This is a genomic window from Robbsia andropogonis, from assembly GCF_000970345.1.
Taxonomy (GTDB): Bacteria; Pseudomonadota; Gammaproteobacteria; order Burkholderiales; family Burkholderiaceae; genus Robbsia; species Robbsia andropogonis.
Genome location: NZ_LAQU01000030.1, coordinates 19,341 through 34,066, shown reverse-complemented (window position 1 = coordinate 34,066; position 14,726 = coordinate 19,341). Strand labels below are relative to the sequence as shown.

13 protein-coding genes are annotated in these 14,726 nt (G+C 57.5%); 7 read left to right on the top strand and 6 right to left on the bottom strand.

Annotated elements, in window-relative coordinates; all coding sequences use genetic code 11:
• Window positions 1-22: 22 nt before the first annotated feature.
• The 4 genes from hisD (at window position 23) to WM40_RS20845 (ending at window position 4,468) form a co-directional block, all read left to right on the top strand.
• Window positions 23-1,306, top strand: coding sequence for a histidinol dehydrogenase (gene hisD / locus WM40_RS20860; protein ID WP_046153853.1), 1,284 nt, complete (start codon window positions 23-25; stop codon window positions 1,304-1,306).
• A 1-nt stretch (window position 1,307) separates the two neighbouring features.
• Window positions 1,308-2,078 carry an SDR family NAD(P)-dependent oxidoreductase gene (locus tag WM40_RS20855; RefSeq protein ID WP_024904321.1) on the top strand — a complete coding sequence of 257 codons (771 nt, stop codon included), beginning with the start codon at window positions 1,308-1,310 and terminating at the stop codon, window positions 2,076-2,078.
• Between the two features lie 160 nt (window positions 2,079-2,238).
• A complete protein-coding gene (locus WM40_RS20850) occupies window positions 2,239-2,964 on the top strand; it encodes an IS6 family transposase (RefSeq protein ID WP_046153852.1) in 726 nt (241 codons plus the stop codon).
• A gap of 418 nt (window positions 2,965-3,382) precedes the next feature.
• Entirely contained in the window at window positions 3,383-4,468 is a 1,086-nt protein-coding gene (locus WM40_RS20845; RefSeq protein ID WP_081765012.1) for a YeiH family protein, read from the top strand.
• A gap of 39 nt (window positions 4,469-4,507) precedes the next feature.
• Here the strand turns inward: WM40_RS20845 and WM40_RS20840 are convergent, their stop codons facing one another.
• Window positions 4,508-5,005, bottom strand: coding sequence for a DUF2501 domain-containing protein (locus tag WM40_RS20840; RefSeq protein WP_024904318.1), 498 nt, complete (start codon window positions 5,003-5,005; stop codon window positions 4,508-4,510).
• 211 nt (window positions 5,006-5,216) lie between these two features.
• On the opposite strand from WM40_RS20840, the gene WM40_RS20835 reads away from it, so the two are divergent.
• Window positions 5,217-5,822 carry a flavin reductase family protein gene (locus tag WM40_RS20835; RefSeq protein ID WP_024904317.1) on the top strand — a complete coding sequence of 202 codons (606 nt, stop codon included), beginning with the start codon at window positions 5,217-5,219 and terminating at the stop codon, window positions 5,820-5,822.
• 45 nt (window positions 5,823-5,867) lie between these two features.
• On the opposite strand, the gene WM40_RS20830 is transcribed toward WM40_RS20835, so the two are convergent.
• Window positions 5,868-7,430 (bottom strand): methyl-accepting chemotaxis protein, encoded by a 1,563-nt coding sequence (locus tag WM40_RS20830; RefSeq protein WP_046153867.1) that lies wholly within the window; start codon window positions 7,428-7,430, stop codon window positions 5,868-5,870.
• Between the two features lie 340 nt (window positions 7,431-7,770).
• Window positions 7,771-8,529 (bottom strand): enolase C-terminal domain-like protein, encoded by a 759-nt coding sequence (locus WM40_RS20825; protein ID WP_046153851.1) that lies wholly within the window; start codon window positions 8,527-8,529, stop codon window positions 7,771-7,773.
• A 428-nt stretch (window positions 8,530-8,957) separates the two neighbouring features.
• Here WM40_RS20825 and WM40_RS20820 point away from each other — a divergent pair, with 428 nt between their 5' ends.
• Window positions 8,958-9,380 (top strand): type 1 periplasmic-binding domain-containing protein, encoded by a 423-nt coding sequence (locus WM40_RS20820; protein ID WP_052738432.1) that lies wholly within the window; start codon window positions 8,958-8,960, stop codon window positions 9,378-9,380.
• 810 nt (window positions 9,381-10,190) lie between these two features.
• Window positions 10,191-10,562, top strand: coding sequence for a copper homeostasis periplasmic binding protein CopC (gene copC, locus WM40_RS20815; protein WP_024904313.1), 372 nt, complete (start codon window positions 10,191-10,193; stop codon window positions 10,560-10,562).
• A 249-nt stretch (window positions 10,563-10,811) separates the two neighbouring features.
• Here copC and WM40_RS31695 read toward each other — a convergent pair whose 3' ends face one another.
• The 3 genes from WM40_RS31695 to WM40_RS20800 all read right to left on the bottom strand — a co-directional run bounded on the left by WM40_RS31695 (window position 10,812) and on the right by WM40_RS20800 (window position 14,087).
• Complete coding sequence (locus WM40_RS31695) at window positions 10,812-10,949, bottom strand: hypothetical protein (protein ID WP_186303538.1); 138 nt, start codon at window positions 10,947-10,949, stop codon at window positions 10,812-10,814.
• 380 nt (window positions 10,950-11,329) lie between these two features.
• On the bottom strand, window positions 11,330-12,877 hold the full coding sequence (locus WM40_RS20805; RefSeq protein ID WP_046153850.1) for a methyl-accepting chemotaxis protein: 1,548 nt from the start codon (window positions 12,875-12,877) through the stop codon (window positions 11,330-11,332).
• Window positions 12,878-13,196: 319 nt separating this feature from the next.
• A complete protein-coding gene (locus WM40_RS20800) occupies window positions 13,197-14,087 on the bottom strand; it encodes a LysR family transcriptional regulator (RefSeq protein WP_201779155.1) in 891 nt (296 codons plus the stop codon).
• Window positions 14,088-14,726: the final 639 nt, after the last annotated feature.

Genomic DNA, 14,726 nt, shown 5'->3' with positions numbered 1-14,726 from the left:
TCTGATCCATTGGACAACCGATATGATCGAACACATCAAAACGGGCCAGAGCGCCCAAGTGAAAGCGGACAATAACGCGCAGGTTCGCGCGACAGTGGAGAAAATCATCGCTGATATCGAGGCGCGTGGCGAAGTGGCCGTGCGCGGCTATTCGGAGCGTTTTGACAATTGGAATCCGGCCAATTTCCATCTGTCCGCTGAGGAGATCCAGGAGTGCATCGATTCGCTCAGCCTGCAGGCCATCCAAGATATCAAGTTCGCGCAGGCGCAGATCCGCCGCTTCGCGCAAATTCAGTTGATGTCGCTGCGAGATGTCGAAGTGGAGACGCTGCCCGGTGTCGTGCTCGGACATAAGAACATCCCGGTGAATTCGGTCGGCTGCTACATTCCGGGCGGCAAATATCCGCTGCTCGCGTCGGCGCACATGAGCGTGCTGACCGCGAAGGTCGCGGGCGTGAAACGCGTGATCGCGTGCGCGCCGCCGTTCGACGGCAAGCCGTCGCCGGAGATCATCGCTGCGATGGCGCTCGCGGGCGCCGATGAAATCTACGTGATGGGCGGTGTACAAGCCGTCGCGGCGATGGCGCTCGGTACCGAACACATCGCGCCCGTCGACATGATCGTCGGCCCCGGCAACGCGTTTGTCGCCGAGGCCAAGCGGCAACTGTACGGCCGCGTCGGGATCGACCTGTTCGCCGGTCCGACGGAAACGCTCGTGATCTGCGACGACACCGTCGACGCCGAACTCGTCGCTGTCGATCTGCTTGGTCAGGCCGAGCATGGTCCGACGTCACCCGCTTACTGCATCACGACCAGCAAGAAGATCGCCGCAGAGCTGCCCGCCGCGATCGAAACAGTGCTCGCGCGCCTTGACACGGCGCCCGTCGCGAGCGTTGCGTGGCGCGACTATGGCGAGATCATCCTGTGCGATACCGACGAAGAAATGCTGCAGGAAGCAGAACGTCTGTGCTCCGAACACGTGCAGGTGATGACTCGCGACCCTGATTGGTTCCTGCAACGTATGACCAACTACGGCGCGCTGTTCCTCGGCCATCGCACGAACGTCTCGTACGGCGACAAGGTGATCGGCACCAACCACACGCTGCCGACGATGGGCGCGGGCCGCTACACGGGCGGCCTGTGGGTCGGCAAGTTCATCAAGACGCATAGCTACCAGCGCATTCTGACCGACGAGGCGTCGGTGCACATCGGCGAAGTCTGTTCGCGCCTGTGCGCGTTGGAGCACTTCTCGGGCCACAAGGAACAGGCCGACATCCGCGTGCGCCGTCTTGGCAAGCGGGACTGACATGACGACACCCATCCCAGCGCATGGCTCACATCCTGTCGCCGTTGTCACCGGCGCGACAGGCGGACTCGGCGCGCAGATTTGCCGCACGCTCGCGCAGGCGGGTTTCTCCATCGTCGCCGGCTATCGCAATTCGGCTGCCGGGGCGCAGACGCTCGTCGAACAGTTGCCGGGCGTCGGACACTGCGCGCGCGCCGCGCCCGTCACCGACAGCGCGGCGCTCATGCGTCTCGCCGATTCGGTCGCGACCCGCTACGGCCGTTGCGATGTGCTCGTCAACTGTGCGGGCACCACCCGTTTCGTCGCACATGAAGATCTTGACGGCGTGGACGACGCGCTGATCGACGACGTGCTCGCGACCAATGTGCGCGGCCCGTTCGCAATGGTGCGCGCGCTGCGTCCGCTGCTCGCTCGAAGCGAGCTCGAAGGCGGCGGCGTAGTGGTCAATATTTCGTCGATCGCCGCGCAGACGGCGATGGGCAGCAACGTGATCTATTGCGCGTCGAAAGCCGCGCTCGACAATCTCACGAAATCGCTGGCCCGTGCACTCGCGCCGTCGATCCGCGTGGTGTCGGTATCGCCGGGACTCGTCGACACGGAGTTCGTCAAGTCGATGGATAGCGCGTGGCGCGATGCACAGGCGGGCCGCACGCCGCTCGGCCGCCTCGCGCAGCCCGAGGAAATTGCGGGCGCGGTGCTGGCCGCCGTGCGCCATCTGCATTTCACTACCGGATGCGTGCTGCCCGTCGACGGCGGCCGTCCGCTCGGATAATACACAACGAAGGAGACAGGCACCATGAAGCTCGCGTCGCTCAAAAGCAGCAGTTCCGATGGGACACTTATCGGGTTCTGTCGCAATAAGGCGGTCTGTTATTCTGAAAGGCTATGGTGAGCACTGTTACGTTCTCGAAGCGGTCACGTAAGCTTGGCGCATGAACACCTCGTCCATTTACCGCGGACACCGTTTTCCACCTGCCATCATCGGCCTAGCGGTGCGCTGGTACTTTCGCTTCTTGCTGAGCTCGCGCGACATGGACGAATTATTGCTCGAGCGCGGCGTGATCGTCAGCTACGAATCGATACGGCGGTGGTGCGATAAATTCGGGGCGCGATTTGCCGCACATGTAAAGATCACCGGCCGTAGCGCCAAAACATGGCATCTCGATGAAATGTTCGTGCGTCTACGCGGTGAGCCTTACTGGCTCTGGCGCGCCGTTGACGAGCAAGGGCAAGAACTCGACATCCTTTTGCAAAAGCGTCGTGATACCGCCGCAGCTGAACAATTCTTCAAGAGGATCTTGCGCAAGCACCCGGCACCGCGGGTCATCGTGACCGATCAGCTTCTTAGCTATCCGGTTGCCAAAGCCCGAGTGCCCGCGCTGGCCAAGACGAAGCACATCTCCATACGGGCTGCCGCACGCGTAAATAACCGTGCCGAAGATAGCCATCAACCAACACGTGAACGTGAGCGCCGCATGCGCGGCTTAAGAGATCGGCGACGTGCCCAGGGCTTCCTCTCGAACTTCGGCCCAATTCGACAGCATTTTGCACTCAAGCGCGAAACACTTGGCGCCATCGAACACCGCCGTCAGATCACGGCGCATCTTGCGTCATGGCAGCAATTGACGCTTGGGAGCCAAAATCCGTCCGCGTTTTGAAAGCAGGCAGTGAAATGCCCTTTTCCCGGTCCACGCCCGATAACGTGACAATGCCGCAAGCAGTAATCCAAGTTGTCGACCTGGGCAATGAATCGTTCCAGGTCCAATGTGCGTACGATGTGTAATTCCATCTTAATCGCATAGCGTCGCTCCTGGCCATCGATGCGAATCGAGACGTCGCCATCGCGAAAGCGCGTTGCTTGCTCTGGCGCGATAGCAGCACAGACAGATACTCTCCGCCCAGCACACCAGAAACCTCAAGCGCCTTGCTCAAGTGATGAAGCACTTCCACCTCAAATGCCCGTATTGATACATCATTCGATTAAATTGCACAATATATCAACAAACATTTGATTGATTAACACGATTGGATGCTTCACACTTTTGATCATATCGATATGCACAAAAGTGCTAAAACATGTCAATCACCACTCCTTCTCAGTGCGTCAACGTTCCCGAGCGCCCAAATGCGCTCGCGCGATTCGTGGAAGCAATCGCCGATATCGCCCCCGGGCTGGTCATGAGTGTCGCCGTAGGGGGCGCAGCGCTATCCGTCAATGCACTGCAAACTTGGCTATTCCATCGCTCCTGGCTAGATAGCCTTGTGCTGGCGATTCTCATCGGCGTAACACTCCGGAGCGCTGTGCCCCTGTCAGACCGCTATCAAAAGGGCATCGCATTTTGTGCGAAGACGCTACTGGAGATCGCGGTGATGTTGCTCGGCGCATCGATCAGTGCCCATGTCGTGCTGGCGCAGGGCGTGGGCTTGCTGATCGCAATCGCCACCGTGGTGGCATCGACGCTGGTGACAGGTTACGCTGTAGGGCGACTAATCGGACTCCATCGCGAGTTGGCGCTACTGGTTGCTTGCGGAAATGCCATCTGCGGCAATTCGGCGATTGCCGCGGCGGCACCCGTAGTCGGCGCCAAAGGTCGGGACATCGCCGCGGCCATCGCATTTACCGCGGTGCTGGGCGTCTTAGTCGTGCTGTTGTTGCCCATGTTGGGAGGTCTACTTGGGTTGTCACCGCGCGCATATGGCGTATTCGCTGGCTTGACCGTTTATGCCGTCCCGCAAGTATTGGCCGCTACCGCGCCAGTCTCCGCGTTGAGCGTTCAGGTGGGAACGTTGGTAAAGCTGGTCCGGGTGCTGATGCTTGGCCCGGTATTGTTGATACTTTCGACATGGCTACCGCGCGCGCGACGTGCCGACGCGACGCAAAGCCGACAAACGGTTGCATGGCATCAGCTTTGCCCTTGGTTTGTCGTTGGATTTCTTGCACTGATGGGCTTGCGCTCGATTGATGCGCTACCGCAGGCGGCATTGGCACCCGCACAATCCGTTTCCACGTTCTTGACCATTTTATCGATGGCGGCACTCGGCCTGGGCGTCGACATTCGAGATATAGCGCGATCTGGTGGTCGCGTGGTGGCATCTGCGATATTGGCCCTTGTCGCCTTGGGCGCATGGAGTCTGCTGGCCATGCACCTGTTATCACTTTAATGGCCACTACGCAGTCGAGGCGGTCGCCATGCAAAATCGCTAGATAAACGACTTCGCATGATCCAACACGTAGTCGCAAGCTTTGCGTTTCAGATTGTCCTTGATATTGTCCAAGTTGAGCGTCGTGCCGTTGCTGCCTTGGAGTAAGCCGGAAACGCCCTCGCGATAGCCGCTGTCCCGCTGTGCCGTTGTACCGCTCAGCCCTGCGTTTTGCAATAATTTGTCTTTGACAGTCTGAGCGTTTGACGCGTTCAGATATTTGTTTTTAGCGCAGTAAACCAACACGCCGGCCGCATTGATGCCAGTGCGACTACTCATCGCCGGCATTCCCAAGCTTCCGAGCGCACCACTCATTGCATTAGCCGTGCTGCCGGCACCCTTTGACCCGTCAAGCTGGCCGCCGTTCAACTGCTGTTGCGCTTGCGCCTTCAAATTATCCACAAAGTTCGCTGCATTGGCCGGAGGAACCGCGCAGACGGCAATGAGGAAGAGTAGCGGAACTACCGCCGATGCATGATGGGTGACGGATTGTCTCATTTTGCTGATTACCTCCGATAGCGAGTTATCCCGGCGTTGCACACGCCATCAGCACACAGCTTATACTGACTGACGCGCACGGTTGCATCCGTGCTTCGCGTCCCAAGCGAGGCGGATCGCCATGACTGCCGCGTCATCGCACTCAGGACTCCGTCGGCAAATATCACAGCCAGCGACTTTCTTCCCCTACCTTGCTCCTTTGCATTCATAGATGAATACCGTCACCCCCCCTCCTGCGGGCTCCCGCTTCGCCATGGTCGCCCTTGAACACGCGAGCCGCTTGTTGAACCACGGTCCAACCGTCATGATTACGTCACTGCACGATGGACGCCGCAATGTGATGTCCGCAGCATGGTCCACGCCCGTTGAATTTGTGCCCCCTCGCCTCGCCGTGGTGATTGACAAGCAAACCTTCACCAAATCACTTATAGAAGCGAGCGGGCAATTTGCCATCTGTGTGCCGAATGTCGATGGTGCAAGGATGACGCGCGACGTTGGCATTGTGTCGGGTCGCGATGAAGACAAGTTTGCCGTTCATGGTATTCCATCGCTGGTTGGACCCGTGCTCGGGATGCCCGTGATTGAACAGGGATGCTCTGCCTGGCTCGAATGTCGTTTGATACCGGAAGCGCATACGGAAGACGCGTACGACACCTGCTTTTGCGACGTCGTATCCGCCGCGGCCGATCCCGCCATTTTTCGAGATGGTCACTGGCGGTTCGATGGCAGCCAACCCTCGCTACACACGCTGCATTATTTGGGTGGCGGCAATTTCGTCAGCGTCGGCAATGCGTTTTCGGTCGGCGCAATAGAGTGACATGGTGCGGCGTGACCTGAAGATCGCCGCCGCACGCCCCATACCTTATCTCAAACGGAAAGCCGACACTGCCGAGACCATGTCCTCGACCTGTGATTCGAGCGAACTCGTAGCCGCAGACGCCTCCTCCACCAGCGCGGCGTTCTGTTGCGTTACTTGATCCATCTGGCTTACGGCCTGCTCCACTTGGGAGATACCATCGCTTTGTTCAAGCGTGGCCGCCGATATTTCAGCCATCAAGGTTGCCAATGAATCCACGCTGCCGACCACCTCGCTGATCGTCGTCCCAGCCTGGGTCACCAGCCGGTTTCCATGCGATACGTCCGACACCGAGGACTCGATCAAGCCTTTGATCTCCTTGGCGGCGCTGGCGCTCCGCTGCGCCAGGCTGCGCACTTCGGACGCGACAACCGCAAAGCCCTTCCCCTGGTCGCCAGCACGCGCGGCTTCTACCGCGGCGTTCAAGGCAAGGATGTTCGTCTGGAAGGCAATACCGTCTATCAAGCCCGTGATGTCGGCGATCTTGCGCGAACTGGCCGAGATATCGTCCATTGTGCGCATAACGTCACCGATCACTTCACCGCCACGCTTCGCCACCGACGCCGCGGAGTTGGCAAGATTATTGGCTTCACGGGCATGATCGGCATTCCGCTTCACGGTGGAAGTCAATTCTTTCATGCTGGACGCGGTCTCACCCAATGATGCGGATTGTTGCTCCGTACGCGCCGACAGGTCGAGATTGCCAGCGGCAATTTCACGCGTGCCCGTGTTGATCGCTTCGCAGCGGCTTCGTACGACCGATACCGTCTCCGCCAAGCCATGCTGCATCCTGCGCATCGCGTCGAACAACTGCCCTATCTCATTATTGCTGCGATACGTGGTGGTCGCGGTCAGGTCATTGGCCGCAATCCGATCAAGGAGCCCACTCGCCTGTTGCAAGGGTCCGATAACCCACCGTCTTAGGGTGATATGCGTGACTAATAGCAGCACCAATGAAAAGATAATGCCGATGACGACCAATCCGATGACGCGATGGTACTGCGCCGCGCCTGATTCACTGGCCGCACGCATCGCCGCGCTTGCTTGTGACTGAAAGTTTTCCAGGTTCGCCGTATACCGCTGTCCGGCGACGGTGATCTTCGCGTCATTGATTGCCACGTATGCATTGGTGTCGCCCGCACGTAGCGCATCGCGGGCCGATTCAAGCAGCGTCGCCAGAGCAATGGACGTGTCGGCAGTCGCACGGGCAAGCGACGGGTCGATGCCATCCACCACCGGGGCATCGCGCAATGCCTGGGTCTCCGTCGCAGCCTTGTCGATCGTCGTCTGCGCCGATTTCAATGCGCCGTCGCGCGTCGCAGTATCGCCCCGTTCCTTTAACGCCGAGTAAGCCCGCGTCAAGGCAGCGCGCGTCCGCGTACTGTCCTTGTAGCCGTCGTTGGCAAGGACCACCTGGCGCGCGACTTCCGCTAACGTCGTATTCGTCCGATCGGCGCCTCCCAGCGAGACCACCCCAACCGCGCCCCCCAGTAAGATCATAGCCGCAAACGCCACCAGGACGGTCAATAATCCAGCGCGGACCGTCACGCCTTTCTTCGACTGCTGCATGTCTTCCTCCACCCCTACCCCTCTTTTTTCTCAATAAGCCGATACGTGTTCGGTGCGCCGAAAACTTCACGGCGCTATCTGGATTACGGAGCGATCAGGCGATTTCTATAGGGCAGTTACAAAGTATATGTTTGCAGGGAGAGGTTTCCATCGACGCCGCGCTAACGCAAATCACGCTCTTGATTACATCTCGCGAGGCCGCAACGATGCCACGCGTCGGGCACTACAGGTTTTCCAGCCCCATCATTGACACCGGGCAGGCATCCTGAAATGCCCTGACGTTGGTCACGCGTCGACATGGTGGTCAGGCCCGCTTGCCGATCTCGGAACGTGCGACGGTCTATCCTCGCACCGGGTCGCTGAGCGACAACCCCACCCCAGGGCGTGTTGGAACGATCATGCGTCCCGCGTGCGTTTCAATTCGTTCGTTGAACGACGGCTCCAACCGCTCGAAGTGTTCCACCCACGGGTCCGTTGGGTAGCAGGCAGCCAGATGCACATGCAGTTCCATGGCGAAATGGGGTGCAAGCATGATGCCGGCCTCTTCTGCCAACGCGGCAACCTTCAGGAACGGGGTAATACCACCAACACGAGGGCCGTCAGGCATCAGGAAGTCAGCGGCTTTTGCCTGGATAAATGCGCGATGCTCCGCCAGACTCCTGAGCATTTCTCCAGTTGCAATGGGTGTATCGAACGTTGCCGCCAGGGCAGCGTGGCCGTCAACGTCATAACAATCCAGGGGCTCCTTGATCCAGATCAAGTTCAATGGTTCAAAAGTACGGCACATTCGCTGAGCGGTTGGACAATCCCATTGTTGATTCGCATCGATCATCAAAGCAGGTGCAATTTCTGCCGCATGCGCGAATTGGCCCTCACCGCCCCCGCGTTTCGAATAACTGAAACCCAAACCGCGATGACCGTCTCTTGTCTCAATTTGCGCAAACAGCATGGCAATCTCGGTCATTGGTTTTTGCCGACCGGTCAGTAACTTTGCATCACTGGTGGCTGTGGCGAGAGGAAGTCTGCCCGAGGTCAAGCCAATCCACGCAATGCTATCGACCGATATCGCAGCAGACGGGATATTTCGAGGAAGTGACATAGACGATCTCCAAGCGCCACACACGAGGCGCCACCTTGGTCGAGCGGAAATAAACATCATCAGAAAGCCGGCACGCGCCAGCAAACGCAACGAATGACTGCGCAATCATTCGCGCTTTGTCCAGCATGGACCGCATAGGGTTTTCCCGACAGCGAAAGGTTCGAGCCTCCCTTACGGGACGAGGCTGCAGATACAATGTGACGAGCGCGCCGGCCAATGAGAGGGAATGACCGGCAAAGGCTTATGACGGTGATGACAGATGGTCATAAAACCAAAAAAAAGCGGCACCCCTGACAAAATCGCGACGCAAGCCGCTACGATCCGCAGACAAGACATCACGTCCGACCGCGGCTGGTGCCAAGACCTCGGACGACGCACATACCGGCCATGCGGAAGCGAACCTGTACCGTGGCACCGAGCAAGTATCGTTGATTGATGTCGCGCGTGTGGCGGGCGTGGTCCTCGCGGGCATCGACCACACTATGCTGACCGTGTCACGCCTGAAACAAGCGCATATTCCCGTTGTGGAGATGTGGGACCTGACCGCCAATCCAATCGACACCGTCATTGGTTTCTCACATGAGGCGGTGGGTGTCGCTATTGCTCGACATTTGTTCGAAAAGGGCTATCGCCGTTTTGGGATCGTTTCCGTTGATGATCCTCGTGAATTGCGCCGCAGCCGCAGCGCGATGGCCGAACTCCAGCGTCTCAATGCGCACTCCGTAACGATGGAGATTCTGACGGCACCCGCGATATTGGGACTCGGGCGTGATGGGCCTTCGGCGATCGGAGTGCGGCAGCACACCTCTATCCGGCCTGGTCAACGGTACGCGTGGATGAGCGCGGTATAGGCGAGCGCGTCGCCTATACATTGCTTCGACGATTCAGCGCACTAACGGCGGACACCGTCTCCGCGTCAATGGTGACCGGCAATGCCATAGATACGGGTTTTGCATTCGTGCAACGCGACAGTACCGCACGCTGACGCTATTGCTTCAATCCACACGACATCTCGAATCACCACCAAAATTCGAGGAGGGCACCCGAAATTCCATGTGACGTACGTGCTTCGGCCTCATCTTGTAACCCCGCTTATCATCTTGCCTATCTGTCGTACTGGCGTGTAAACCGGAGTATCCCAAAGCGAAAGATTGCGCAGTCATTTCTTTGTAATCATGTTGCAAACATGTGCTTGGATTACTTCACGGCATATCGATACCTTGCATTCCGTAATGTCATTTCGCACGAATGAGTCGCATCCGGCTTTTGTCGAGCCGTTCGCGTCATTGCCATACGACGCTGTCGTATATCTCGCGAAAATTGCGAAACCGGGTAAACGGGCCTTTTTCACCTGTTGGCAAGCCGGCAGTCAGGCGGTCTCGGTAATGTAATGGTCGCCTCACCCATACGTTCCATAGCAGCGCCATGGTCGGTGCATGGTTGGCTGCGAATGCAATCTTGCGCCTGATGGCCGCATTGTCCCTCGACAAGAAGGGCACAAGGGTACGTCGGGATGCGGCACTCCGCTAAAGCATGCCGTTTTGGCTGATGGAGGCGCTACAATACGTGCTCTGTTCATGTCCCTGACCGCTTTCATCTGAGGCGATCGACAGCGGGGATATGGTCAGTGCCTGATCCTTTTTGATCGAGACTTTCATACCATGACCCGCTTTCGTGCAACCCTGACAAACACTGCGTTATTCCTTACGATTGCCAGCGCCGCGCCGCTGGCATTCGCCCACGCGCATCCGAAAACCATGATCCCGACCAAAGATGCCGTGGTCGACAGCGCGCCGCCAGCCGTTACCATCAATTACACGGAAGGCCTGGCTGCACGATTCAGCAAGATAGATGTCTCCGATGCCGCGGGGCAGGCTGTCTCTTCCGGTCCGTCGACGGTGGATCCGAAAGAAAGCACCCGGATGTCGGTACCGCTAAAGCCACTGAAGGCAGGTAGTTATACAGTCCACTGGGTTGCGGTTGCCGACGATGGACATCGTACGCAGGGCGACTATACATTCACGGTCAAATAAACCACGGCACCATCACCTTTGCATGGGCATGTTGTCGCCGTGATGCCATCCGACGATGGGCGCCACCCGTTCCCATGACGTGGCATCTGTGGCATGGGCAGCATCCGTCATCCATTCCTTGATGAAAAAAGCGGCGCCCCATGAGCACGGAGCACCGCGATGTCATCCCGATGCAGTGGTTTTATGATTCGCCTGACAACATCCAGGTCACCACTGCTCCGCCCGCTATCTTTTCAAAAGCCCATCCTGTCAACGGTAGTAGTCGTAATGCGGGTGATGGTAATAACCGCCACCGCCATAATACCCCGGTGCCGGAACGACAATACATCCTCCCAGCAAACTTGCCAGTACAACGCCGGCCGCCATCATCAAGGTCCACCGTTTCACATTGCCCTCCTTGGAACTGATCCGGTATTTGCTCCGGATCGTTGGCGAGCCTGAACGCACCATGCGCCACGACACGCCCTTTCCGGTTGAGACCATTGAACCCGAATAAGCTGTACGCGTACGTAGCAATGTGTAAGTTTCAGTACAGCGGGTGGACCACCGCATTTGTCCCAATATTCGGTGAACACACCGTGATATTTGGAGACCTCTTTGATTAAGGCATTTTTCTGCGCTAAACCGTGCAGTGTGGATACATGATCGTCATCCCACAGCATGTACCGGGTAATAAAAAGAAAGAAAGGTTTCGAGACTATCGGCAACCTGTTACATGCGGGACGTGCCGGTGTAGACACGTTGCATCGCTTGAACAGACCACCCCATTACACACGGAATACCGATACCGCACCGCTCAAACGCGCTGTCTGATCGTCAAGCGACTGCGCCGCGGCGGCGGCTTCCTCAACCAATGCAGCGTTGGATTGCGTCACGCCATCAAGCTGCCGCAACGCCTTACTGATCTCATTGATGCCTTGCGTTTGGTGCGACGACGCCTGCGCAATGTCACCCATGACCTTCGTTACCGCATCCACCGATTGCAAAGCCTCGGTCATCGTCGCGCCACAACGTTCGATCATTCGCGACCCCGTCTCAATGCGCGCCGTAGACGCGTCGAGCAAGGTCTTGATTTCCTTTGCCGCAATCGCACTGCGTTGCGCCAAGGAACGTACCTCCCCCGCCACGACGGCAAATCCCTTTCCGTTCTCTCCGGCACGCGCTGCTTCCACCGCGGCATTCAGTGCGAGGATGTTGGTCTGGAACGCTATCCCATCGATCACGCCGGTGATCTCGGCGATTTTCTGGGCGCTTTCGCTGATGCCACGCATCGTCGTCACGACTTCGCCCACGGCGTTACCGCCACGCACGGCTGCCTCGGAGGCGGTGTTCGCCAAAGCGGCACCACGTACCGCGTTCTCCGTATTGCGATCGACGGTGCTCACCAGCTCGTCGAGGTTCGAGGTGGTCTGCTGAAGCGCGGCCGCCTGTTCCTCGGTTCTCACCGATAGATCGTGATTTCCCGAAGCAATTTCCCGGGACGCGATCGTGATCGATTCCGTCGAGCGCTTGATATCGCCCATTGCGCGTGACAACTGTGCACGCATCTCTTTTAATGAGAGCAGCAGACTTGTACCATCACCCTCTCGGGTGACAATGTCCGCACTCAGATCACCTTGTGCAATACGCAATGCAGCGGCCGCTGCCACGGCGGGCTCGCCGCCTACCGAGCCATACACGTCCGACGACACACGCCATGCCACCACGCCCACGACGAGTGCAAGCACGACAAGCATCGCCGCTGATTTGGCGATTCCCTTATAAAAATCAGCGTTGATGTCATCGAAATATTCACCCGCGATAAAATCCATCTGCCATGGCGCGAACCGGGCGACATAGCCCATCTTTGGACTTGCGTCTTTCTCACCCGGCTTCGGCCACCAATATTCGATATAGCCATGTCCCTCGGGCGTTGCACCGGCAGCGGCAATCGCTTGATAAAGATACAAACCACGCGCGTCCTGGAACCCCGACATGTCCTTGCCATTGATTTTCGGACTCAAAGGATTGTCGATTACGATCGACTTGGTCGTCACACTGGTTATATAGCCACTGACCCCATAGCGCTGGGCGCCAATCGCCGCTATCGCACGTGCCTTGGCCTCATCTTGGGGTAACTTGCCACTGCTGACTTGATCCGCATAAAACGTGCAAATGCTGACAGCCGTATCGATGACATGTGCGAGGTCGAGTTTCCGCGCGGCAAGCTGGCTGTCGCGTAGTTGAAATGCACTAATACCGGCCTGCACCGTTAATGCGATGCAGCAAATCAGCAATGGAAGAAGCAGTTTCTTGCGCAGCGTCAACGAACGCATGGTTAGCCTTATGTAGAGTCGTTTTTTTATTCCCGGCAACGCCCGGACTTTAGACATTTCTTACGAGAATCAATCGCGTGGCATGAGGGGAGACAGGTCATATAGCATAACGACCGGCTAAAGCATGAACTTTAATTAATTTAAGCATTTTTAAAAATGCATAAATATCTCAAATAATTTACCAGGACAACTGAAAAAATAAAATGCGAGTCACAAAGTTTTTTTATAATAGGCAGACCCTTCCGCTGGGACAGGATCCATTTTCAGCCGGGGACGCGTGAATCGATCAGAGAGATGGGGCATGGGGCTTGGCGCTTTGTCATTGAATGCCGGTCAATTCAGCAATCAACGCCGAAACGGCACGCGTACGAAAACGCTCGCGATGCGTCAACACGCTGAACGCCCGCTCCGCCACGATCACCGGAACGCGTACAATCTGGCCCGATGCGAGCGCCGGAGCCGCGGCAAAAGTAGACACGGCCGCAGCAAAGTCAGAGTCTGCTACCGCGCTTAGCACCGCTTCGTTTGATGGAAACGTCATGATGATGGGAAGCGCCGCGGGTGCGACACCCTGTTTTTCGAGAAAAGCTTCGAACTCGGACCGGGTGCCGGAGCCTACTTCTCGACTGACCCACTCTCCCTGCATCAGTTCCGACACGCGTAGATTGCGCGCACGAGCCCACCGGTGCTTGGCGGCCACCACGACGATCAACTGGTCCGCGCCAAACTGCACGCGCTCCAGCAAAGGTTGGTCGATTTCTCCCTCGACCAGACCGACATCCGCGCTGCCTTCAACGACGGCTTGCGCGACAGTCTGCGTGTTACCCACGCCGAGCACCACCTCGATGCCTGGGAAACGCTGTCGAAAGCGCACCAACGGTCGCGGCAGCCAATAGCTTGCAATGGTCTGGCTGGCTCGCAACCGAATCCTGCCACGTTCGGACCCGGACAGGTCCGTCAACACCTGTTCCGCCTGGGCCGCGCTCTGAATAGCGGCACGCGCATGTGTCAGGAAGAGTTTGCCGTTTTCGGTCAAGGCAATGCCACGACCAATGCGATCGAATAACTTGACGTCGTAGCGATGTTCGAGACTGCGCAGTGCGGCGCTGACCGCTGAAGGCGTCAGCGACAACGTCTCCGCGGCCTGCGTCAGGTGTCCGCGCTCCGCTACCGCGATAAAAATCCGCAACTGCTCTAACGTCACGTTCATGCCCCCTGCATCACTATTACTGTCGTGCGGCCTAGCGCAATGCCATCGCATTCGCTTTCTTGCATCGATTGGCTTTATCGAACGCTAGCGTAGCATGGGAGCCCGCGACCGGAACAGGCAATTCGCGTAACCCGTCGCAGTGAAGGGTGCCGCGGCACGTCCTGCAGAATAAGCAAACGATCAACGTGACATAAACAAACCGCTATCCCTCCTGAAAACGGCAGATGCGGGCCTGGAAACGACATTTTCTGATACGCATTTCATTCGTTATGCTTAGGGCATGAATTGATGAAGACGTCATTTCCATGGCGCTGTACAGCATGAGGAGGGTTGCTCCTGTCCTCAGTCCTGCTGGTCACCATTGACATTGAAGACCCGCATGACGCACCGGTCGGCACTGGCGGGCGATGGCTTCAAACGCGTCTAGCAGTACAGGAGATGGGCACAAAGCGTCCAATTTCCCTACAAATCGTTTTCATTTATATATCATTTTTCCGACGCATTTTTTACACACTGCTTGACATGACATGCGTATCTAAATCAATATGCCACGCAAACGATAATCGTTCGCATTTTTATTCTCTGTTTTGCGTTGCTCAGCGGCTAATTTTCCGGCGAGATGATTTTTAACGCGTTCAT